We start from the raw sequence: 22,119 nt of genomic DNA on the forward strand, positions 1-22,119 counted from the left end.
CGTCGAGCGATGCTTCAACAAGCTCAAGCACTTCCGACGCTTCGCCACACGCTACGACCGGCGCGCCGACCACTTCCTCGCCTTCATCCACATCGCCGCCATCATGCTCTGGCTGCGTTGAATATGGATTCGTCCTAGATCCCGGCGACGGCGAGGAGCGCCGCCAGTCCGACGCCCATCCCCTTCAGGCTGTGCGGCTTGGCCACGTCGATCCATTCGTCCAGCGCATGGGCGCGACCGCCTTCGCCGCCGGAGCCGATGGTGACGGCCGGGATGCCGAGGCTGATGGGCATGTTCGAGTCCGTCGAGCTCGCGCCGAGCAGGGGGGTGAACCCCGCCGCCTTCACCGCCGCGGCGGTGAGCTGCACGATCTCCGCGTCCGGCCGCGTCTCGCCCGTCGGGCGGTCGCCGATGAGCTTGAGGTCGACCGAGATCGCGCCGGCGCGGGTGGATCGCGCGGCGTTCTCCTGGTCGACCGCCGCCTTGACGATGCCCTTGAACAGACCGTCCAGCTTGGACAGTTCCTCGGCGCTCTCCGAGCGCATGTCGACCTCGAGCCAGATCGCGTCGGGGATCGAGTTCACCGAGGTGCCGCCGCCCACCACGCTTGTCGCGTAGGTGGTCTTCGGATTCGCCGGCGTGCGGATCCTGTTCATCTCGACCACCGTGGCGCCCATGGCGGCCATGGGGTTCACGAGGCCGAACGCGCCGTAGCTGTGGCCGCCAGGTCCCTTGAAGGTCACGCGATAGCGGCGCGAGCCGACCGCGCTGTAGGTGATCCGGTCGGCCGATGTGCCGTCCATCGAGAAGAAGGCGCCGATCCTGTCCTTGTACTTGCCCTTGGTGAAGATATGCCGGACCCCGCGCAGGTCGCCCGGGCCTTCCTCGCCCACGTTCCCCACGAACAGGATGTCGCGCTTGGTCTTGATCTTCGCGGCGTCCATGGCGCGGATGTAGCCCAGCAGAACGGCGAGCGAGTGGGTGTCGTCGCCGACCCCGGGGGCGAACAGCTTCGTGCCCTCGCGCCGCACCTTCACGTTCGTGCCTTCGGGAAAGACCGTGTCCAGGTGGGCCGCGATCACCACCAGCGGCGCGCCCGCAGGACCGCCTCCGCGCCGCAGGCCCATGACGTTGCCCTCGGCGTCCATTTCCACGTCGCTCAGGCCCGCCGCCTTCAGCATGGCCATGTAGGCGCGCGCGCGAGCCTCCTCCTTGAAGGGCGGCGCCGGGATCTCGGTAAGCTGGATGGTCTCCGCGACGATCCGGTCATGGTCGGCGTCCAGCGCCGCCATGGCCGCCTGGTAGCCGCGGCTCTCCCGGATCTTGCCCACGGTCTTCTCGGCCGGCGTCGGTCGCGCCTTCGCCGGCTGGGCGCTGGCGACCGATCCTGCAGCGAGCGTGAGGGACAGGACGGCGGCGAGAACATGCCGCGGGTGGGGGAACGAAGCCATCTGATCCTTGCGGTCCGGGAGTGAGGCGAGGGCATTCCGACCTGCCCGCGCCCGTAGACGTCGGCAAGCCCTTTCGCATTACCGGCATTTAATGCTTCGATCCGGACGGCTTGGCTTGCCGCGACGTTCGGCGTGGCCCTAAGCCTGCCGTCATTCAGGCGGGCAACACTCGGGGAGGGGCACCTTGATCCACAGCCGCAGGCAGCTGCTGACCCTGGCGGGCGCGCTGACGCTCGCCGGGTGCGCGACCACGGAGTCTGACCTCCCGCCGATTCCCCCGCCCCCGCCGAAAGCGCCGCCCCCGCCGCGTCCTCCGACGGCCGAACAGCACCTCAACAAGCTGATGGCGGACTTCTTCAACGAGGCGCTGGCCGAAAACCCCGAGCTCGCCACCTCGCTGGGGCTCGACAAGGGCAAGCTCGCCGGCGCGGCCGCCAGGCTCAGCGACGCTTCGCTCGAAGCCAAGGAACGGCGCCGGAAGCTCAACGCCGACCAGTTGCGGCGGCTCAAGGCCGTCAATCGCGGCCGCCTGACGGGCATGGCCGCGATCAACTACGACTCGGTGCTCTTCGAACTGCAGGCCAACGCCGAGGCCGAGCGCTTCCCCTATGGCGCTGCGGGCGCGGGCGCGCCCTACGTGCTCTCCCAGATCACGGGCTCCTGGCAGAACGTTCCCGATTTCCTCGCCACCCAGCACCGCATCGAGACGAAGGAGGACTGCGAGGCCTACCTCGCGCGCCTCGAGGCGTTCGCCCGGGTGATGGACCAGGAGATCGAGCGGGTCCGCCATGACGTCGGGCTGGGCGTCGTGCCGCCCGACTTCGCGGTCCGCGGCGCCATCGGCGGGATGAAGGTGCTGCGGGCGCCGCCGGACAAGTCCACGCTGGTCACGGCGCTGGCCGAGCGTGCGGCGGCCAAGGGCGTATCCGGCGCCTGGGGCGCCCAGGCCACGACCATCTACACCGACAAGGTTCTCCCGGCGCTCGACCGGCAGATCGCGCTGATGGAGGAGCTTCGTCGCAAGGCCGTCCGCGACGCCGGCGTGTGGCGGCTGCCCGACGGGGAGGCCTACTACGCCCAGTCGCTGGCCAACCAGACGACGACGAAGCTGACGCCGGCCGAGGTCCATCAGATGGGGCTGGACGTGACCCGCGAGCTGCACGCCCGCGCCGAGGTGCTGTTCCGGCAGGTGGGCTTCACGCGCGGCAACATCGGCCAGCGCTACCAGGCGCTCTACAGGTCGAGGAAGGGCGTCTACCCGAACACCGACGCGGGCAAGGCCCGGATCATCGCCGACCTCAACAAAGAGGTGGAACGCCTCCGCGCGCGCCTGCCGGAACAGTTCGGCACGCTGCCGAAGGCCGGCGTGGAGATCCGCCGCATCCCGGCGGCGACAGAGCAGGGAGCGTCCACCCACTACGAGGGGCCCAGCCTCGACGGGTCGCGGCCCGGCATCTACTGGCTGAACCTGCGCGACACGGCCGAGAGCCCGTACTGGTTCCTGCCGACCACGACCTTCCACGAGGCGCTGCCCGGCCACCACATGCAGATCACCCTGCAGCGTGAGGCCGACCTGCCGATGCTGCGCCGCGTGCAGGGCTTCGGCGCCTATGCCGAGGGCTGGGCGCTCTATTCCGAGCAGGTCGTGCAGGAAATGGGCTTCTACAAGGGCGAGCCGCTCAACGAGCTGGGCTACATCCACGATGCGCTGCTGCGGTCCGCCCGGCTGGTCACCGACACCGGCATCCACAGCCTGAAATGGAGCCGCGAGAAGGCGATCGCCGAGATACGCAACATCGAGGGCGACCCCGAGCCGCTGGCCGCCCAGGAAATCGAGCGCTACGCGGTCTGGCCGGGCCAGGCCTGCAGCTACATGGTGGGCAAGGTCACGATCCTCCGCTTGCGCGAGAAGGCGCGGACCGCGCTGGGCGAGCGCTACGACCCGCGCAAGTTCCATGACGCGATCCTGCTGTCGGGCTCGATGCCGCTGACGGCGCTCGAGACGGTAATCGACAACTACATCGCCGCGACCAAGGCGTGATCCGCCGACGCGAGTTCCTGCTCGCGGCGGCGGCGGCGTCCCTGGCCCCGGCCGCCGGCGCCGCAACGGCCGAGGACGGCAAGGCGCGCGCCGTCTTCGACCGCATTTTCGAGGACATCCTCGACCACTCGCCCGAGGCCGTCACGGCTCTCGGCCTCGACAAGGGCGATCGGGCCGCCGCCAAGTCGAAGCTCAACGGGGCCTCGGTCCAGGACCTCGACGCCGACAAGGACCGGACCGCCGCCCACCTCAAGCTGCTGCGGACGGTCGACCGCGAGCGGCTGAGCCCGGCCGAGCAGACCAGCTACGACGCGCTCCTCTTCACCCTGTCGGGAGACGAAGCGGCCGGCCGCCGGTACGCCTACGGCTACGAAGGCGCGGGGCAGCCCTACGTCCTCTCGCAGCTCACGGGCGCCTACCAGGAAATCCCGGACTTCCTGGGCACGCAGCATTCGATCGAGACCAAGGCCGACGCTGACGCCTATCTCGAGCGCCTCGTCGCCTTCGCCGAGGTGATGGACCAGGAGACCCAGCGGGTCCACCGCGACCGGAACCTGGGCGTCGTCCCGCCCGACTTCATCTGCGAGCGCACGATCGCCCAGATGACCGCCTTGCGCGCCGCCGCGCCCGCGGCCTCGCCGCTGGTCACCCAGCTGGCGACGCGTGTGCGGGAAAAGGGCCTCGCCGGAAACTACGCCGCCGCCGCCGAGCGTGCGGTGTCGGCCTACATCTACCCGGCCCTCGACAGGCAGATCGCCGCGATGACCGAGCTCAAGGACCTGGCCACCTCGGACGCCGGGGTCTGGAAGCTGATCGGAGGCGAGGCCTACTACCGCGACGCCCTGCGAAACTTCACGACGACCACCCTGTCGCCGAAGGAGATCCACCGGATGGGCCTGGAACAGGCCCGTGAGCTGGGCGCCCGCGCCGAGGCGATCCTGGCGAAACAGGGGATGACCAAGGGCACGGTCGGCGAGCGCATCGCGGCCCTGTTCGCCGATCCCCGGCATCACTACGCCGACACAGACGAGGCCAAGGAACAGCTCATCGCTGACCTGAACCGCATCGTCGCCGACATCCGGCCGCGTCTTCCGTCCATGTTCGGCGCGGTCCCCAAGGCCAACGTCGAGATCCGGCGGGTGCCGAAGTTCATCGAGGCGGGGGCGCCGGGCGGCTACTACAATCGGCCTTCGCTGGATGGGAGCCGGCCCGGCATCTACTGGATCAATCTGCGGAATTCGGCCGAGAATCCGCGCTGGACCCTGAAGACGCTCACCTACCACGAAGCGATCCCCGGGCATCACCTGCAGCGCTCGCTGCAGATGGAGGCGGACCTGCCCATGATCCGCAAGATCGCCGGCTTCCCCGCCTTCGCCGAGGGCTGGGCGCTCTATGCCGAGCAGGTCGCGCTGGAAATGGGCCTCTACGAGGGCGACCCCCTGGGCGAGCTGGGCCAGATCCAGGCCTCGCTGTTCCGCGCGGCGCGACTGGTGGTCGACACGGGTCTGCACGCCATGCGCTGGAGCCGCGAGAAGGCCATCGCCACCATGACGTCCATCGACGGCAGCCCCGCTTCGTCCGCCGCCACCGAGATCGAGCGCTACTGCGTCCGTCCCGGCCAGGCCTGCGCCTACATGGTGGGCAAGCTCACCTGGCTGCGGCTACGTGGCCGGGCGCAGACCGCCCTCGGCGCGCGCTTCGACATCCGCCGTTTCCACGCCGCCGCGCTGCTTGGCGGCGCCATGCCGCTGACGGTGCTCGAGACCGTGATCGACCGCTGGGTCGCGTCCCAGCGCGCCTGACGGCGGCAAGCCAAGAGCCTTTGGAGAAGAGTCCCATGCGTAACCCCATCGACCGCCGCGCCTTCCTCGCCACGTCCGCCGGCGCCGCCCTGGCGACAGCGATCCCCGCGATCGCGCAGGAGGGCGGCGAGGACGCGCGCCTCAAGGCCCAGCTGGACCGGATGTTCAACGAGGGGGTCGACGACAGCCCCGTGCGCGCCACCCAGCTCGGCCTGGACACCGGGGCGCGGGCGCACCTGAAGGCGAAGCTCGACGACAACTCCGCGGCCGGGAAGGTCCGCCGCCTGGAGCGCACGCGGCGCTGGGTCTCGGAGCTCAAGGCCATCGACCGCGCGAAGCTCTCGCCGGCCTCCCGGGTCGACTACGACGTCGTGCTCTACAGCAACGAGAACGCGCTGCGGAACGGCGAGCGCTACGCCTTCGGCGACGTCGGCGGCAACTTCAGCCCCTACGTGATCAGCCAGCGCGGCGGGGCCTACGCCAACCTGCCCGACTTCCTCGACAGCCAGCACCGCGTCGTCACCGCCGCGGACGCCGAGGCCTATCTGTCGCGCCTGTCGGCCTTCGCCGTGGCGATGGACAATGACGTGGCCCGCCAGAGGGCGGACGTGGCTCGGGGCGTCGTGCCGCCCGACTTCGTCTGCGACCTGTCCCTCGGCCAGATGCGGGCGCTGCGGAACCAGCCGGCGGACAAGGTGATCCTGACCGCCTCCCTGGCCCGCAAGGCCCAGGCGGCCAAGCTGCCGGGCGACTGGGCGGCGCGGGCGCAGAAGATCGTCGAGACCGAAGTCTACCCCGCGCTCGACCGCCAGATCGCCGCGATGCAGGCGGTCCGCGGCAGGGCGAAGCCCGACACCGGCGTCTGGGCGCTGCCCGGCGGGGACGCCTACTACGCCGACGCGGTGAAGGCCTCCACCACGACCAACTATACGCCCCAGGAGGTCCATCAGCTGGGCCTCGACCAGGTGGCCGACATCTCGGCGCGTCTGGACGGCATCCTGAAGGCCCAGGGGCTCACCCGCGGCACGGTCGCCCAGCGCCTCGCGGCCCTCAACGTCGATCCGAAGCAGGCCTATCCCGACACGGACGAGGCGCGGGTGCGGATGATCGCGGACCTGAACAAGGACGTGGCCGACCTGTACGCCATCCTGCCCAAGGCCTTCCGCACGCTTCCGAAAGCCAAGGTTGAGGTGCGCCGTGTGCCCGTGTTCATCCAGGACGGCGCCGCCAACGGCTACTACCAGTCCGCGGCCCTCGACGGTTCGCGGCCGGCCGCCTTCTACGTGAACCTCAAGGAGACGGCCGACTGGCCGCGCTACAACCTCAAGACCCTGGCGGTCCACGAGACGGTGCCCGGCCACCATCTGCAGGTCGCGCTGGCCCAGGAGAGCGGCCGCATCCCGCTGCTGCGCCGGACGGGCTTCGGATTCTCGGCCTTCTCCGAGGGCTGGGCGCTCTACGCCGAGCAGCTGGCCGACGAACTGGGCGCCTACGAGGGCGACCCCCTCGGCCAGGCAGGCTATCTGCAGAGCCTGCTGTTCCGGGCCGCGCGCCTCGTGACGGACACCGGCATCCACTACAAGCGGTGGAGCCGCGCGCGGGCCACGGCGTACATGGTGGACACCATCGGGAACACCGAAAGCCGCGCCCAGCGCGAGGTCGAGCGCTACTTCTCCTCGCCCGGGCAGGCGAACAGCTACAAGGTCGGCCATACCGTCTGGGCGAGGCTGCGCGAGGATGCGAAGCGCAGGCTGGGTGCGAAGTTCGACCTGAAGGCCTACCACGACCACGTCCTCCTCTCGGGCTCGATGCCGCTCACGGTGCTCGAGCGCCACGTGGGCGACTGGGTCGCCGCGCAGGCCTAGGCTTTGTCCGGCGCGGATCGCCCGGCCTGTCCGGGCGATCCCGAACGCCGCCCCTCGACACCGCCGGCCAAAGCGCCTTCGATGGCCGTCAACGACAACGACGGGAGGATCGTATGGCGACCCTGAAACGCGACGACGGCGTCAGCCTCTACTACGAGGTCCACGGGTCGGGGCCCACGATCCTGCTCACCCACGGCTATTCGGCCACCTCGCAGATGTGGCGCGGCCAGGTCGCCGAGCTCAGTCGCGACCACCAGCTCGTCGTCTGGGACATGCGGGGTCACGGCCAGTCCGACAGCCCCGACGATCCGGCCCTCTACTCCGAGCCGGCCACGGTCGCCGACATGGCGGCCCTGCTGGACGCCGTCGGCGCCGAGACCGCGATCGTCGGCGGGCTCTCGCTGGGCGGCTACATGTCGCTCGCCTTCCACCGCGTGCACCCCGGGCGGGTCCGCGCCTTGCTGATCATCGACACGGGCCCGGGCTACAAGAACGACGAGGCCCGCGCCGGCTGGAACGCCACCTCTCTGAAGACCGCCGATCGCTACGAGCGCGACGGTCTCGCGGTGCTGGAGGGCGGCTCGGCCGAGCGGCGCACGGCGCAGCATCGCAGCGCCAAGGGTCTGGCGCTCGCCGCGCGCGGGATGCTCACCCAGCGCGATGCGGCCGTGATAACCTCGCTGCCCGACATCAAGGTCCCGTCCATCGTGGTGGTCGGATCGGAAGACACGCCGTTCCTGGCCGCCTCCGACTACATGGCGTCCCGGATCCCCGGGGCGAAGAAGGCGGTGATCGAGGGCGCGGGCCATGCGGCCAACATCGACCGGCCGGAAGCGTTCAACGCCGCCATCCGCGGCTTCATCGACGGGCTGCCCTGAGCGCGGGGCGTCCGCGATGCACGCATCCATGCGGACCGATTGGGAGTAGAGTCGGCTGCGGCGCAGCTTGGCGTCAGACGTCCTGCGCCGCCCAACCTAGCCCCGAGGTGTCCCCCATGGTTCCGAAGACCGTCCTCCTGGCCGCCGCCGCAGCCCTGATGACCGCGACGGCCGCCGCGGCCCAGCCGCACGACATGTCGAAGATGGGGCCGATGAACATGGGCCTGCCGCCCATGCCGTCGATCTACGGCGGCCAGGCGGACAAGCCGGGCGCTCCGGTCTTCGAAGGCCTGGGCGTCTTCCACATGCCGATCACCGCGAACGCGGAGGCCCAGAAGTTCTTCGACCAGGGCGTCAACCTGGTCTTCGGCTTCAACCATGCCGAGGCGATCCGGTCGTTCCGCGAGGCGGCCCGGCTCGATCCGAACTGCGCCATGTGCTGGTGGGGCGTGGCCTTCTCGCTGGGCTCCAACATCAACCTGCCGATGCAGGACGACGCGGTGATCCCGGCCTGGATGGCGCTGCAGAACGCCCAGGCCCTCGCGCCGAAGGCTACGCCGCGCGAGCGGGCCTGGATCGCCGCGCTCTCGAAGCGGTACGCCCAGAGCAAGACCGCCGACCGCGCCGCGCTGAACGAGGCCTTCGCCCAGGCCATGGGCGAGCTCGCCGCGGCCTATCCCGACGACCTCGACGCCCAGACCCTTTGGGCCGAGGCGATGATGGACACCCAGCCGTGGGACTACTGGCAGGCCGACGGCAAGACGCCCAAGGGGCACGGCGCGGCCATCGTGGCGACCCTGGAGAAGGTGCTCGCCAAGGCCCCCAACCACCCCGGCGCGCTGCACCTCTACATCCACGCCGTCGAGGCCTCGACCACGCCCGAGCGCGCCGAGCCCGCGGCCGACCGGCTGCTGAAGCTGATGCCGGGGGCGGGGCACATCGTCCACATGCCCAGCCATATCTACTACCGCGTCGGCCGCTACGCCGACGCCGCCGCGGCCAACGAGGTCGCCGCCCAGGCCGACGAACGCTACATCGCCGCCTGCCGCGCGCAGGGCTTCTATCCGGCCGCCTACTACGGCCACAACATCCACTTCCTCTGGACCTCGGCCGAGATGGAGGGCCGCTACCAGGCCGCCATCGACGCCTCGCGCCGCCTGGTGAAGGCGGTCGATGCGCCGAACCTCTCCAAGCAGATGTCCATCGCCGAGCTCTACAACTTCACCCCGGTGGTCACGCTGCTGCGCTTCGGCCGCTACCGGGACATCCTCGCCGAGCCGGCGCCCGACAAGGCGCTCCAGCTCGACACCGCCATGTGGCTTTACGCCCGCGCCTTCGCCCAGGCGAACACCGGCGACCTGGCCGGCGCCCGCGCCTCCCGCGCGCGCATCGCGGCGCTGCAAAGCATCGATTTCGCCAAGTACGAGGCCTTCAATGTGCCGGCCCGCCAGATGATCCCGGTGGCGCTGGCCAGCGTCGACGGCGAGATCGCGCGGAAGTCCGGCGACCTCGCCGGCGCCGTCGCGCACTTCCGCAAGGCCCAGGCGATGGAACGCGCGCTGCCCTATACCGAGCCCGCCTACTGGCACCGCCCGGTGGCTCACCTTCTGGGCGCGGCCCTGCTGGAGGCCGGCAAGCCCGCCGAAGCCGAGGCGGTCTACGAGGACAGCCTCCACCACTACCGCCGCGACGGCTGGGCCCTGGCCGGCCTGGTGAAAGCCCTGGAAGCCCAGGGCAAGGACGCCACGAAGGCCAAGGGCGACTTCGCGGAGGCGTGGAAGCGCGCGGACACCCGGATCGAGACGTCGCGGCTCTAGACCAGCGCCTGCGCGCGCCAGTCGGACGGCGTGAGGCCTGTCGCCGCCTTGAAGGCTCGGTTGAACGGTCCGAGGGAGGCGAAGCCGACCTCGTAGGCGACGCCCGAGACCGGACTGAACGCGCGGTCCGGATCGGCGAGCGCGGCCTTCGCCGCGTTGATGCGGCGCTCGTTCAGATAGGCGCTGAAGTTTCGGTAGCCGAGCTCGGTGTTGATGAGGCGGCGAAGCCGATGCTCGGGCGCGCCGACCTGCTTGGCGAGGTCGAACATCGTCAGGCCCTCGGTGCGCCAGACGTTCTCTTCGTCCATGGCCCGGGTCAGGCGCGCGAGGAGAGCGCGGTCCCCGGCGCTTCGACGCGTCGGCGAGGGGCGCGGCGCAGACTGGAGGAGGTTGCTGTCGGCGTTGAGGAAGACCGCCATCCCCGACAGGCTCAGCATCAGAAGCGCCGCCGCGCCGACGGGCGCGAGTTCAGGCAGCGGTCGCCAGAGCATCTGGGCCGCCTCGAGCACCACGACCACCAGGCCGTAGGCGGCGGCGCTGACCAGCACGGGACCGCGGAGCCTTCTGCGGCTCTCCACCAGGTCGTCCCGCCAGCTTTGCGCGACGACGTACAGCGCATGTCCGATCAGCGCGCAGGCGGCGATGGAGTAGATCACCCAGATGCCCTGGGCGAGCGGCGGTCGGACCATCAGGCCCGCGAAGGCCAGCAGCAGGGTTGCGGCGGCGGGCGCAAACCGGCGCCACGTTCGCGCCTCGTCCGAGAACAGGTCGGTTGCGAAGGCCCAGAGGAAGCCCGCGCAGGTGATCGAGAGCACCCAGAACGCCGGGAAGGCCGCGCCGCTCGCGAGCCGTACGGTCGGCGACTGGGTCAGCACGTGCCCGGCTGCGGACAGGCAGAACAGGATCCCGCTCAGGCGCAAGCGCGCAGCGTCGGCTCGCCCGAAGCAGAGCGCCAGGCCCAGGAGGGCGCCCACGGCCACGCCGCGCACCAACAGCTCCATCGACGCCAGCTCGCCCATGCGCCCCTATATGCGCACCCGGGCGAGTCCAACGACGCCCCGGGCTCGCCGATTGTGCGAAAGCTTCGCCGGAAATGAAATCACTGGCCGATTTTCGTCCACGGCGGGCGGCGACCGGGCGGCAGGGACAGGGGTGGGCCTTCAACGGAGGTCTACCCAATGTCCCATGTCGAAGAACTTGCCCGTGGATGGCTCTTCCTGCTGGGCGGCGACCTGAGCCGCTATGCGATCTTCGCGGTCGCGACCTGGTTCCTGCTGTGGATCGTGCTCGCGCGACCGCTGGCCGGCCGAAGGCTGAGGGCGGACCGGCCGCCGGCGCGGCAGCTGATCGTCGAATTCCTCGTCTCCATCCGGTCGGTGGCCATCTTCTCGACGGTCGGCCTCTCGCTGGCCGTGCTGGACCGGGCTGGCCTCGTCTGGGGACCGGCCGTCGCCGAGCGGCTGGGGCCGGTGTGGTTCTGGGCGTCGCTCGCCCTGATGATCGTGGCCCATGACGCCTGGTTCTACTGGGCGCACCGGCTGATGCACCGGCCGGCCCTGTTCCGCACCTTCCACCGCCGGCATCACCGGTCCAACAACCCGTCGCCGTTCACGGCCTACAGTTTCGACCTGGCCGAGGCGGCGGTGCAGAGCGCCTTCGTCCCGCTCTGGATGCTGGCCACGCCGACGCCCTGGCCGGTGATCGGGCTGTTCGTCCTGCACCAGATCGTCCGCAACACCATCGGCCATTGCGGCTACGAGCTGTTTCCGGCCGGCCGCGACGGGCGGCCCCTGATCCCGTTCCTGACCACCGTCACCCACCACGACCTGCACCACGCCCAGGCAGGCTGGAACTACGGCCTGTACTTCACCTGGTGGGACCGCTGGATGGGCACCGAGCACCCGGAGTATCTGGCGCGGTTCGCACAGGTGTCGCGTCGCGCGCCGTCTCTGGGGCGGGTCGCAAAGCCGGGGTTGATCGCGATCCTGGCGCTGTGCCTCGTCCCGATGATCGCTGCGCCGTCGACGTCCCGGGCCCAGGCGGCCCATGCCGTGTCGGGCGACTGGGTGACGCCCGGGCTGGGCGGGCTCGTCAGGCTCGCGCCCTGCACGGAAGACGCATCGAAGCTGTGCGGGCGGCTTATCTGGGTCCTGGACGAGCGCCGCGTCAGGCGGGGAACGGTCGGAACCGAGATCATCCGGGGCCTCGCCTGGCGCGACGGCGCCTGGCGGGACGGGACCATGCTGAATCCCGCGGACGGCAGGGTCTACAAGGGTTCGATCCGGCTCGTCGCCGGGGCGGCGCGGGTGTCTGGGTGCGTCGGCCCGCTGTGCCAGGAGCAGGTCTGGCGACCGCTGGCCTCGATCCCCCGGCCCTGACGCCCGAGAGCCGCCGGCCGGAGAGCGATGCCCGGCTCCGGCCGGCCCGACCCGCGCCGAGCCTGCGGCTATGTCGAGAAGGCGACATGTAAGCCGTTCTGAAACAAAGACTTTCCGGACTTGGACCAGCTTGACGCGTCTGGGCCTCACGACCAATGATCGTCCGTGGGGGATCGGCGATGATCACGGGCGGAGACGACGAGCCGGGACGCCATCGCCCAGGGCCGCCGCCGGAGCTGTTCGAAAAGCTCGCTGACAACATCCCGCAGATGGCGTGGATCGCCGACGCGCAGGGCAAGGTGTACTGGTTCAACCGGCGCTGGCACGACTACATCGGAGCCGGCGCGGGAGAGGCGGGTTCCGGCTTTCGGGCGCTGCATGCCGATCATGCCGACCGCGTCGCGAGCAGCTTCCGCGCCGCGGTGGCCAGAGGAGGCGCGTGGGAGGACACCTTTCCCCTGCGCCGGTGGGACGGGGTCTATCGCTGGTTCCTGTCGCGCGCCGAGCCCGTTCGCGACCCGACAGGCGCGGTGGTCCACTGGTTCGGCACCAACACCGACGTGACCGAGGCGCGCGAGACGCAGGCCGCGCTGCGCGACGCGGCCGAACGCGTGGAGCTGGCCCTGGGGGCCGGCGCGATCATCGGCACGTGGTTCTGGGACCTGGTGGCCGACCGCTTCACGATCGACGAGCCGTTCGCGCTGGCCTTCGGCATCGAGCCTGCGCGCGTCCACAATGGCCTGAACCTCGAGCAGGTGATCGAAACGGTCCACGCGGAGGACAAGGCCGGTCTCCGTGAGGCCATCGCCGCCGCCATCGGGCGCGGCGGGCCCTACGCTCACCAGTACCGGGTGCGGCGGTCGGACGGGAACTACTACTGGATCGAAGCCAACGGCCGGGTCGACCATGGCGCGGACGGGACGCCTCTCGCGTTTCCGGGGGTGCTGATCGACCTGCAGGAACGCCGTGCGCTGCAGGAGGAGCGCGACAGGGCGCAACGGCTCCTCGAGACGTTCACGCGCGCCTTGCCCGGGGTCGTCTACGCCAAGGACCTGCGGGGGGCGATGCTCGTCGCCAACCGGGGCGCGGCGGAACTGATCGGCAAGCCGCCCGAGTTCTTCATCGGCAAGACGGACGCCGAGTTCCTGGACTCGGCCGAGGAGGCCGCCGCGGTGATGGCCACCGACCGGCGCATCATGGAGACCGGCGTCGGCGAGCAGATCGAGGAGGAGGTCAGTCGTCCGGGAGGCGAGCGTACGATCTGGCTCTCCACGAAGGAGCCCCTGCGCGACGAGGCGGGCCAGGTGATCGGTCTGATCGGCTCGTCCGTGGACGTCACCGCCTGGAAGCGGACCGAGGAGGCGCGAGAGCTCCTGGCGCGCGAGGTGGATCACCGGGCGCGCAACGTGCTCACGATCATCCAGTCCGTCGTGAGGCTCACCGACGCCAGCGGCCCGGACGACCTGCGCGCCGTCATCAGCGGGCGCGTGGACGCCATCGCCAGGGCGCAGGGTTCGCTGGCCAAGAGCAACTGGGAGGGCGCCCGGTTCGAGGACGTGATCCGGCAGGAGCTGGCGGCGTGCGCGCGGGTCGAGCACGTCCACCTGGAGGGGCCCGACCTCTATCTCTCCGCCGAGCAGGTGCAGCCGCTCAGCATGATCGTCTACGAGCTCTCCACCAACGCGATGAAGTACGGCGCGCTATCGGCGCCGGAGGGCGCCGTCTCGATCCGCTGGGCGGGGAGCGGGCGAGACTGGAAACTCACCTGGACCGAGGCCGGAGGCCCCGTCGTGGCGCAGCCCACCCGGGCCGGCTTTGGCTCCCGCCTGATCGCCAACCTGGCGCGCCAGCTCGGCGGGGCGGCGACGTTCACATGGAAGCCGACCGGCCTCGTCGCGGAGATCGACGTACGGGCTTGAGCCCGTGCGCGTCTGGCAGAAAACCGCTTTCGAGACCGCGGTCCCCGATGCGCTTTAGGCGGCAGCCTCCAGCCGCCGCCGCGCGCGCAGCGCGGCGCCGGCGGCCGCGAAGCCGCCGATCATCAGGGCCCAGCTGGAGGGCTCGGGCACGGGCGTCGTCAGCGTGAGCGACTTCAGCTTGAAGCCATCGTTGGAGCCGCCCGGCTTGGCGCTTACCAGCCAGGTGTCCGCGAAGGTGTTGGCGTTGCCGACCGTGCGCAGGCCGCTGCTCGACCCGCCGGGTACGTCGATGGCGGTGAACTGGCTGAAGTAGACGCTGGACAAGCCATTGTGGACAGGCGCCGTTGCGCCGTTCTTGTAGAAGACCGTCGCGTCGCTGTCCGGGCCACCCGCCCCGATGTTGTAGACGCTCAGGTAGATGTGCGTCAGGTCGACGGCCGTGCTGAACTTCAGCAGGATGAAGTCCTTGCGGCCCACGTTGTCGACCGTGTGGGTGTTGTTCGAGCCACTTTCGCCGGGCGCCGTCACGCCCAGGCCGCCACTGTACGAGCCGAGGTAGGATCGCTTGATCTTGTCGGGGTTCAAGTCGACGGCGTCGGTCCAGGCCGAGGCCTGCAGCGTCACCATCTGCCCATCGACCGTCGTGGTGTAGGTCCGCACATTGCCGGCGCTGCTGCCGCCCACGTTGGTTCCGCCGCCGGAGAGGCTCATGATGAAGGTCGCCGCCCCGGCTGGCGCTGCTCCGGCGAGTAGCGCGGCCGCGATCAGGCCTGCAACAATCTTCATGGTTGTTCTCCCCGCAGAAGCACGTCCCTCTAGATCACAGTGAAGCTTCGGGTGGAATCGGATTCACGCGGGAGGCGAGTGAAACCCCAATCCACGGGCTCAGAACCAGCCGGCCGCCTTGAGCGGCGCCGCGTTCGCGCGGCTAATGGGCACCTTCTTGCCGCAACTGAGTGTCGCTTCTCCCCGGCCCCGCAGCCACTTCACGTCGGCAATGGCGTCGGCCGCCACCCACCAGGACCGGTGGGTGCGGAAACCGCGCGCGTCGGCCAGCTCGGCCAGGGCGTCCCGGAAGCGGGCCGCGATCAGTTCGTCGCCGGCGTCGGTGTGGACGCGCAGGTAGTGGTCCTCGGCCTCCACCGCGAGGAGCGCCGCCTCTCGCCGTTTGGCCGACAGGCGCTGTCGGAAGGCGGCCTCGGGGTCCGTCCGCGGCGCGTCCGTCGTGACCGCCGCCGGCGGGGGCTCCGCCCAGGCGAGCTGGCGCAGGCACATGGCGGCGAACGACACGACGAAGACCTGGAACCAGGGCTCGGCGATGTTGCCCGGCGTGAGCCGCATGCCCACCAGCCAGTGGTTCACCAGCGCCACCAGTCCCGTCACCAGCGGCGTCATCAGGGCGCTGACGGCGAGCAGGCGCGGCCAGAAGCCGGGCCAGGCGCGCCGGACCTGGGCGTCGATCAGGATGCCGATCACGCCGCCGCCCACCATGCAGAGCTGCCAGTAGATGAGGCGTTCGAGAAGCGAGCGCTCTGACGAGCCGAAGGGCCCCAGCACGGCCATCACCACGCCGACGGCGACCCAGAGGCCGAGATCGGCGGCCACGCGCATCCAGGGGCGGTGGAACAGCTTCGTCATCGCGTCCGAGGCGGATTCGTTCGCGCCGAGTCTGCCACGACTTGCGAAGCCGGCGGAACCATTCGCGAAGCGGCGGCGCCGTTCGCGGATTCGCGCCTTGGCGGCGAGGCGGTTCCCCGCAACCTCGCGGGCGTCTGCCGATGGAGCCCGCGTGAATCGAACGACACAAGCCGCCGCCTGGGGCCTCGCCGCCTTCCTCAGCGTGGGCGTGGCGATCTTCTCCTACCGCCTGCTCGCGCCCGGGATGCCCTTCGTCTCGCCCGATATCGCGGGCAATCTCTTCGCGCGGCCCTGGCTGGTCCTGCATGCCGGCGGCGCGGCGACGGCGCTGCTCGTGGGCATGTTCCAGTTCCTGCCGGCCGTACGGCGCGTCGCGACGCTGCACCGCTGGCTGGGCCGCACCTACGCGACAGGCTGTCTCGTCGGCGGCGCGGCGGGCCTGGTGATGGCGTTCGGAACCACGGCGGGCCCGTTCGCGGGCCTGGGCTTCGGGCTCCTGGCCGTCTGCTGGATCTATGCCACGACCCAGGCCTGGCGGTTCGCGCGCGCGGGCCGCTTCGACGAGCATCGCCGGTGGATGATCCGCTCGTTCGCCATGACGTTCGGCGCTGTGACGCTGCGCCTCTACCTGCCGATGGGCCAGGCGCTCGGGATGAGCTTCATGGAGATCTACCGCCTCACGGCCTGGATCTCCTGGCTTCCCAATCTCGTCCTGATGGAACTCTGGATGCGCCGACGGGCGCTCTTGGCGGGCGTCGCCTCCGCCTGATCGACGCTGCTGACATAGTCCTGTCAGCAGGCGTGGTGTTGAATGGCCGCTCCCCCATCCAGAGGAGCCTCCCATGTCCGGTCTCGTCTTCTACACCAACCCCATGTCGCGCGGCCGCATCATCCGCTGGATGCTGGAGGAGGTGGGCCAGCCCTACGAGACGCGCGTGCTGCCCTGGGAGACCGGAGCCACCAAGTCGCCGGAATACCTGGCCATCAACCCCATGGGAAAAGTCCCGACCGTGGTCCACGACGGCGTCGTGATCACCGAGTGCGCCGCCATCTGCGCCTACCTGGCGGACGCCTTCCCGCAGGCGGGGCTGGCCCCGGCCCCCGCAAGCCGCGACCGCGGGCCGTACTACCGCTGGCTCTTCTTCGGCGCCGGCCCCATCGAACAGATGGCGTCGTTCGCGGCCCTGAAGATCGATGTGCCCGAGGAACAGCGCGGCATGGTCGGGTTCGGCTCGTCCGCCGACGTGCTGAACACCCTGGAAGGCGTGCTGCAGGACCGCGCCTTCCTCGCCGGGAACAGCTTCAGCGCTGCCGACCTCTACATTGCGGCGCACCTGTCCTGGGGGATGGACTTCGGCACGATCGAGAAGCGCCCCGCGTTCGAGGCCTATACGGCCCGCCACCTCGCCCGGCCCGCGGCCGTCCGCGCCAACCAGATCGACGATGCGCTGATCGCCGCCGCGCAGAAGGCTAGCGAGCCGGCTGAATGAGATCCCACCGGTTGCCGTAGAGATCCTCCCAGACCGCCACGGTTCCGTAGGGCTCGTGACGGGGGGATTCCAGGAACCTGACGCCGGCCGCGGCCATCCTTCCCTGGTCGCGGCCGAAGTCGTCCGTCTCGAGGAACAGGAACACGCGGCCCCCGGCCTGATCGCCGACGCCGCGCTCGGCCCTCGCCAGCAGCAGGCCGGCGTCCGAACCCTTCGGCCGCACCACCACCCAACGCTTGCCGCCGCCCATGTCGGTGTCCTCGACCAACTCGAAGCCGACCTTGCCGACGTAGAACGCGATCGCCTCGTCGTAATCGCGGACGAGCAGGGCGGCGAGCGAGAGGCGCTGGGTCATGAGGCCCCTTATCGCGCCCCGCCGCCTCCGCGAAGCCACGGAAGCGGCGGAGGCCCGGCGCTTGTCTAGGCGCGCGCGCCCTGCGCCGCCTCCTCGGCCAGGCGGCCATGGAGTTCGCTCATGTGGTCGAAGTCGGCCTCGAACGCCCCGAGGCCCTGGGTCAGGCCGCGGAGTTCGGCGATCAGGTCCTGCCGCTCGCTCTGCGGCAGATAGGCCTCGATGCGTTCCCAGCCGCGCCAGTCCTCGCGCGGGGCGAGGCCCAGGATCTGGCCGCGGCGGGCCGTCAGGGCCGACGTCACGTGGCTGGCGCTGGGCGAGGGCGAATAGACCGTCAGCTTCTCGATCGGCTCAAGGAGGATGGTGCCGGTCGCGGCCATGGCCTCCTCGATCGCGAGCCGGCCCACGGTGCGGAACGCCATTTCGGACGAGTCCACGCTGTGCGTCTGGCCGTCGACGAGCGTCACCTCGAGATCCGTGACGGGGAAGCCCTTGGGCCCCTTCGCCAGTCCGTCGCGCACGCCCATCTCCACCGCCGGAACCCACTGCTTGGGCACGGCGCCGCCCACGATCCTCGACTGGAAGACGAAGCCTGAGCCGCGGGGGAGGGGCTTCACCTCGATGGTGACGTCGGCGAACTGGCCGTGGCCGCCCGACTGCTTCTTGTGGCGCGAGCGTTGCTGGGTCCCGCGCGCCAGGGTCTCGCGGTAGGGGGTGCGGGGCTGGACGGTGTCGATGTCGACCCCGAAGCGCCGCTTCAGCCGCTCGAGGGCGAGCCGCACATGGCCCTCGCCCTGGCCCGCCAGCAGCACCTGCCGCTGCTCGGCGTCGTGCGTCAGCGAGAGGCCGGTATCCTCCTCGATGAGCTTGTTGAGGGCGCTCGAGAGGCGGACGTCGTCGTTGCGGCTCTTGGCCATGAGCGCGACGGCGAACAGCGGACGGCGCGGGCGGGCGGCGGCCTTCACCGCCTGGGGCCGGCCCGTGGTCGACAGGATCTGCCCGGCGGCGGCCTGCTCGACCTTGCCGATGGCGACGATGTCGCCGATCTGCGCCTCGGCCACCTTGCGGAGGGCCGAGCCCTGCACCTGGCTGAGGCCGCCGGCGCGGCTGCGCGTCCCGTCGGCCAGCACGAGGTCGGCGCCGTCGGACAGCTTCGCGCCGAACGCGCGGGCGTAGGCGAGCTTGCCGGACTGGCCGGCGTAGGCCGTCTTCAGCACGTAAGCGCCGGTGGTGATCCCGAGGCGGTCGGCGGCCTTCTCCGCGGGCGGCGTCTCGTGCCGCAGCGCCTTCAGCAGCCGGCGGACGCCGAAGCCGTTGAGGGCCGAGCCGAAGAAGACGGGCACGATCAGTCCGTCGTTCATCTCCTGGACGAGGTCGGCGAACACCAGGTCCCGCGTGGGCGTGACGTCCGACAGCAGCTGTTCCATCAGCCCGTCGTCGAAGTCGGCCATCTGCTCCAGCATATGGAACCGCGCATCGGCCTCCTGCTGCTGGAGATCGGAGGGGATGTCGACGAGTTGGGACGGCTTTTTCGGCTGGTAGACGTAGCAGCGCTCGAGCGCGAGATCGATGTAGCCGCTCACGCGGTCGCCGTTCCAGGTCGGGATCTGGCGCGCGACGAGCGGCGCGGACGAGACGGGGGCCAGCGCGTCCAGCAGGTCCTGCAGGCTTCCCCGAGCCTGGTCCATCTTGTTCACGAAGAGGGCGTGCGGCACGCCCAGGCGCTCGAGTTCGCGCAGCGTTGGCTGCAGCAGCACCGCCTTGGCGGGGTCGGGCTCGGCCACGACGATGGCGAGGTCCACAGCCGGCAGGGCCGGATCGATCTCGGCGCAGAATTCCAGGGATCCGGGGCAGTCGACGACGACGTAGCGGTCGCCCATGAAGTCGAACCCGGCGAGGTTCAGTTCGACGGAATGGCCGCGGGCCCTGGCCTCGGGGCTGGAATCCCCCACTTCGCCGGGACGCACGGCCTGGCCGGTCGCGGCTTCCAGCAGGGCCTCCAGAAGGGCGGTCTTGCCGGCGCTCGTGGGGCCGACGAGCGCGAGCGCCCGAACCGACCCCTTGTCTCGGATTGCCATGGACATTCTCCCATCACCTTCGGCGCTCAAGGCGCCCGGTGCCCGGGAGAGGTGAGAGCGCCTGAAGCGCAGGTTATGGGCGGTCGCCGACCGGTTGGGGCCGGTCCACGCCGCCCTTGGGGACAGACCCTACGCCCGCGGCTCAGGTCGGCAAGGTCCGTCGGGCGCGCGTTCAAGGAAATGTGAGCGCGGGCGCCCAGCGCGCGGCGGGTCAGTGCCGATCGCCCGCGTCGGCCGAGGCCTGCGGCTCCTGCCCGCGGCCAGTGTCGGACGACTTGCGCCGGAGCATTCGCTGGCGCGTCAGGAGCACGGTGTAGAGCCGGTCGCGCTGGTGCTCGCCGACCGGCAGCGCCACGCGGGTGTGGCCGATCTCCACGTCCTGCTGTGCGTCCCCCAGGAGCTTGGTCATGGCCTGCGGCGATACCTGCCACAGGATGTGGATCAGATCGGCCGCCAGCAGTTCGAGGGTCGCCACGCGGGCGACCAGGTCCCTTTTGCTCGTGCGGATTTCGTCGGGCATGAGGGAGTCCGATACGCGGGTCACTAAGAGCCCAACTCTGCCCCACGCGTCCTTAAGCGTTCGATAGCGCCGCGGCGCGCGCGTCGCAAAAGTTGCATTCGCTCGCGCCGGAGTCGCTGGACGGTCAGGCCGTGCGGGCGGCCGTGGCGCGGGCGATGTCCTTGGGGAGCGTGATGGCGGCGAGGAGGTAGTGCAGCCCGCCCCAGGCGTAGATCAGCACATTCACCAGGATGCCGTTGCGGGTGCCCTCGGCCATGGCGCCCGAGCAGGCGGCCACGAGCTCGGCCGACGAGCCCGCCGGCGCCGCGCCGCCCTTGCACACCTCCAGGAAGCTGCCGGCCATGCCCTTGGCCGCGAAGGCCGCCTGGGCGAACTGGTCGATGCACCAGCCGCAGAAGGGCGGGCCCAGGCCCAGGCCGATCAGGTTGACGACGAAGAGGGTGATCGCGATGGCCGTGGCGCGCATGCGCGTGTCCATGGCGTTCTGAACCACGCCGAACGTGGGCCCCAGGTAGGTGTAGTGGAACACGCCCGGGATGAGCAGCAGCAGGATCGCGAGCTGCCAGGAGTCGCGCGTGTAGGCGTAGAGGTAGAGCGGCGTGGCCACGAAGAGGCCGATCGCCGGCACCAGGGCGTACCAGCGCAGGCTGCGCTTGCTCGCGAAGTCGGTGAGATAGCCCCCCACGATGGTGCCGGCTCCGTTCGACAGCCCTGCCACCAGGCCCGTGGCCATCCCCACCACCGCCAGGCCCAGGCCGAACTCGCGGATGAAGTAGGGCGCCGAGTAGGCCCCCACGGCGTAGCCGGCGAAGCTCGCCATGGTGAGCCCGGCCACCATGTGGAACATCCCCCAGCTGCCGAAGAGGCGGCCGGCCACGGCCAGGATCGACGGCGGCTTGTCGGCGTCGTCGGCCAGCGACGGCAGGGGCGAGGGCTGGGCGGCCGCGCCGGCCGGAGCCTCCGTCAGGTTCTGCTCGGCCCAGTTGCGCGGCGGTTCCTTGACGACCAGCTTGATGGCGATGGCCACGAACACCCCGGGCAGGCCCACCATCATGAAGGCCGCCTGCCACGACAGGTTCTCGGCGATCCAGCCGCCCGCCATGGCGCCGAACATGGTGCCGAGCGGGATGCCGAAGGCGTAGACCGACAGCGCCGACGCGCGCTTCTTGGGTTCGAAATAGTCGCTGATCAGCGAGTGGGCCGGCGGCGACAGGCCCGCCTCGCCGACACCCACGCCCACCCTGTAGAGCAGGAGCTGGACGTAGCTGGTGGCCGTCCCGCAGAGCGCGGTGAAGCCTGACCACACCACGATGGCCACGGCGATGATGTTCACCCGGTTCGCCCGCTCGGCCAGCCGCGCGATCGGGATGCCGAGGGCCGTATAGAGCAGCGCGAAGGACAGGCCCGAAAGCCACCCCAGCTGCTGGTCGGTGAGCTGGAGGTCGGCTTTGATCGCGGTGGCGATCGTCGAGATGATCGTCCGGTCGATGAAGTTGAAGGTGTAGGCCAGCACCAGCAGGCCGAGGACCGCGTTTCGGTAGCCCGTCGAGTAGGTGGGCGCGGCCGCCGGGGCGGGCGTGGCGGTGGTCATGGCTGGTTTCCCCCCAGGCCCCGCGGCGGCGAGGCGACTTGCGCGCGACGTTAGCGGCGCCCGGCGGCGCGGGGTAGGGGGGAGGACGCTGCGTCAGGCGCGCTGTGGCCCGCCTGCGGAGGGAAGGGGACGGCGGTGGTTCGCCGGAAGCGCCCTGGCGGCGCTGGGGCGGCCCTCGGGCGGAGCTGGGCGACCGGCGCCGTGGCCAGGGAACAGGTCGGAGGCCCGGGTGTCCCCCTCCCGTGGGGCGGGAGGGGGACGGGCCGGCGCCGCGGGCGCGGAGGGACCGCTGGGGGCGG

At 70.6% G+C, this 22,119-nt stretch carries 17 protein-coding genes and 2 pseudogenes; 11 read left to right on the forward strand and 8 right to left on the reverse strand.

Annotated elements, in window-relative coordinates; all coding sequences use genetic code 11:
* A pseudogene (locus tag AC2D8W_RS18180) lies at positions 1 to 121 on the forward strand (IS5/IS1182 family transposase); the annotation flags it as partial.
* A gap of 13 nt (positions 122 to 134) precedes the next feature.
* Here the strand turns inward: AC2D8W_RS18180 and AC2D8W_RS18185 are convergent.
* Entirely contained in the window at positions 135 to 1,451 is a 1,317-nt protein-coding gene (locus AC2D8W_RS18185) for a M20/M25/M40 family metallo-hydrolase (protein ID WP_484672706.1), read from the reverse strand.
* A 184-nt stretch (positions 1,452 to 1,635) separates the two neighbouring features.
* Here AC2D8W_RS18185 and AC2D8W_RS18190 point away from each other — a divergent pair, with 184 nt between their 5' ends.
* From AC2D8W_RS18190 to AC2D8W_RS18210, 5 genes are all read left to right on the forward strand, one after another.
* On the forward strand, positions 1,636 to 3,492 hold the full coding sequence (locus AC2D8W_RS18190; protein WP_484672707.1) for a DUF885 domain-containing protein: 1,857 nt from the start codon (positions 1,636 to 1,638) through the stop codon (positions 3,490 to 3,492).
* On the forward strand, positions 3,489 to 5,294 hold the full coding sequence (locus AC2D8W_RS18195; protein ID WP_484672708.1) for a DUF885 domain-containing protein: 1,806 nt from the start codon (positions 3,489 to 3,491) through the stop codon (positions 5,292 to 5,294). The genes AC2D8W_RS18190 and AC2D8W_RS18195 overlap by 4 nt, the downstream gene beginning before the upstream one ends.
* 35 nt (positions 5,295 to 5,329) lie before the next feature.
* Positions 5,330 to 7,159: a DUF885 domain-containing protein gene (locus AC2D8W_RS18200; protein WP_484672709.1), complete on the forward strand. Its 1,830-nt coding sequence runs from the start codon at positions 5,330 to 5,332 to the stop codon at positions 7,157 to 7,159.
* A gap of 113 nt (positions 7,160 to 7,272) precedes the next feature.
* Positions 7,273 to 8,037: an alpha/beta fold hydrolase gene (locus AC2D8W_RS18205; RefSeq protein WP_484672710.1), complete on the forward strand. Its 765-nt coding sequence runs from the start codon at positions 7,273 to 7,275 to the stop codon at positions 8,035 to 8,037.
* 116 nt (positions 8,038 to 8,153) lie between these two features.
* Entirely contained in the window at positions 8,154 to 9,854 is a 1,701-nt protein-coding gene (locus AC2D8W_RS18210; RefSeq protein ID WP_484672711.1) for a tetratricopeptide repeat protein, read from the forward strand.
* Here the strand turns inward: AC2D8W_RS18210 and AC2D8W_RS18215 are convergent.
* Positions 9,851 to 10,873, reverse strand: a complete 1,023-nt coding sequence (locus AC2D8W_RS18215) for a helix-turn-helix domain-containing protein (protein ID WP_484672712.1) — start codon at positions 10,871 to 10,873, stop codon at positions 9,851 to 9,853. The two genes, AC2D8W_RS18210 and AC2D8W_RS18215, sit on opposite strands and share 4 nt — an antisense overlap.
* Before the next feature lie 159 nt (positions 10,874 to 11,032).
* On the opposite strand from AC2D8W_RS18215, the pseudogene AC2D8W_RS18220 reads away from it, so the two are divergent.
* The 3 genes and pseudogenes from AC2D8W_RS18220 to AC2D8W_RS18230 form a co-directional block, all read left to right on the forward strand.
* Positions 11,033 to 11,794: pseudogene (locus AC2D8W_RS18220) on the forward strand (sterol desaturase family protein); the annotation flags it as partial.
* A 66-nt stretch (positions 11,795 to 11,860) separates the two neighbouring features.
* On the forward strand, positions 11,861 to 12,232 hold the full coding sequence (locus AC2D8W_RS18225) for a DUF2147 domain-containing protein (RefSeq protein WP_484672836.1): 372 nt from the start codon (positions 11,861 to 11,863) through the stop codon (positions 12,230 to 12,232).
* Positions 12,233 to 12,411: 179 nt separating this feature from the next.
* Positions 12,412 to 14,151, forward strand: coding sequence for a PAS domain-containing protein (locus tag AC2D8W_RS18230; RefSeq protein WP_484672713.1), 1,740 nt, complete (start codon positions 12,412 to 12,414; stop codon positions 14,149 to 14,151).
* A gap of 54 nt (positions 14,152 to 14,205) precedes the next feature.
* On the opposite strand, the gene AC2D8W_RS18235 is transcribed toward AC2D8W_RS18230, so the two are convergent.
* Both AC2D8W_RS18235 and AC2D8W_RS18240 read right to left on the reverse strand, forming a co-directional pair.
* The gene (locus AC2D8W_RS18235) at positions 14,206 to 14,937 is read right to left on the reverse strand and encodes a PEPxxWA-CTERM sorting domain-containing protein (protein ID WP_484672714.1); all 732 of its coding nucleotides are present in this window, start codon (positions 14,935 to 14,937) and stop codon (positions 14,206 to 14,208) included.
* Positions 14,938 to 15,036: 99 nt separating this feature from the next.
* The gene (locus AC2D8W_RS18240) at positions 15,037 to 15,789 is read right to left on the reverse strand and encodes a LytTR family DNA-binding domain-containing protein (protein ID WP_484672715.1); all 753 of its coding nucleotides are present in this window, start codon (positions 15,787 to 15,789) and stop codon (positions 15,037 to 15,039) included.
* A gap of 151 nt (positions 15,790 to 15,940) precedes the next feature.
* Here AC2D8W_RS18240 and AC2D8W_RS18245 point away from each other — a divergent pair, with 151 nt between their 5' ends.
* Both AC2D8W_RS18245 and AC2D8W_RS18250 read left to right on the forward strand, forming a co-directional pair.
* The gene (locus AC2D8W_RS18245; RefSeq protein WP_484672716.1) at positions 15,941 to 16,558 is read left to right on the forward strand and encodes a DUF2306 domain-containing protein; all 618 of its coding nucleotides are present in this window, start codon (positions 15,941 to 15,943) and stop codon (positions 16,556 to 16,558) included.
* 73 nt (positions 16,559 to 16,631) lie between these two features.
* A complete protein-coding gene (locus AC2D8W_RS18250) occupies positions 16,632 to 17,279 on the forward strand; it encodes a glutathione S-transferase family protein (RefSeq protein WP_484672717.1) in 648 nt (215 codons plus the stop codon).
* Here AC2D8W_RS18250 and AC2D8W_RS18255 read toward each other — a convergent pair.
* From AC2D8W_RS18255 to AC2D8W_RS18270, 4 genes are all read right to left on the reverse strand, one after another.
* Positions 17,260 to 17,634 carry a VOC family protein gene (locus tag AC2D8W_RS18255; RefSeq protein WP_484672718.1) on the reverse strand — a complete coding sequence of 125 codons (375 nt, stop codon included), beginning with the start codon at positions 17,632 to 17,634 and terminating at the stop codon, positions 17,260 to 17,262. The genes AC2D8W_RS18250 and AC2D8W_RS18255 overlap by 20 nt on opposite strands.
* Before the next feature lie 65 nt (positions 17,635 to 17,699).
* Entirely contained in the window at positions 17,700 to 19,709 is a 2,010-nt protein-coding gene (locus AC2D8W_RS18260; protein WP_484672719.1) for an elongation factor G, read from the reverse strand.
* 211 nt (positions 19,710 to 19,920) lie between these two features.
* Positions 19,921 to 20,253, reverse strand: a complete 333-nt coding sequence (locus tag AC2D8W_RS18265) for a hypothetical protein (RefSeq protein WP_484672720.1) — start codon at positions 20,251 to 20,253, stop codon at positions 19,921 to 19,923.
* 100 nt (positions 20,254 to 20,353) lie between these two features.
* The gene (locus AC2D8W_RS18270) at positions 20,354 to 21,820 is read right to left on the reverse strand and encodes a spinster family MFS transporter (RefSeq protein ID WP_484672721.1); all 1,467 of its coding nucleotides are present in this window, start codon (positions 21,818 to 21,820) and stop codon (positions 20,354 to 20,356) included.
* Between the last annotated feature and the right edge of the window lie 299 nt (positions 21,821 to 22,119).

The sequence above is a fragment of the Phenylobacterium sp. T106 genome (genome assembly GCF_057219735.1).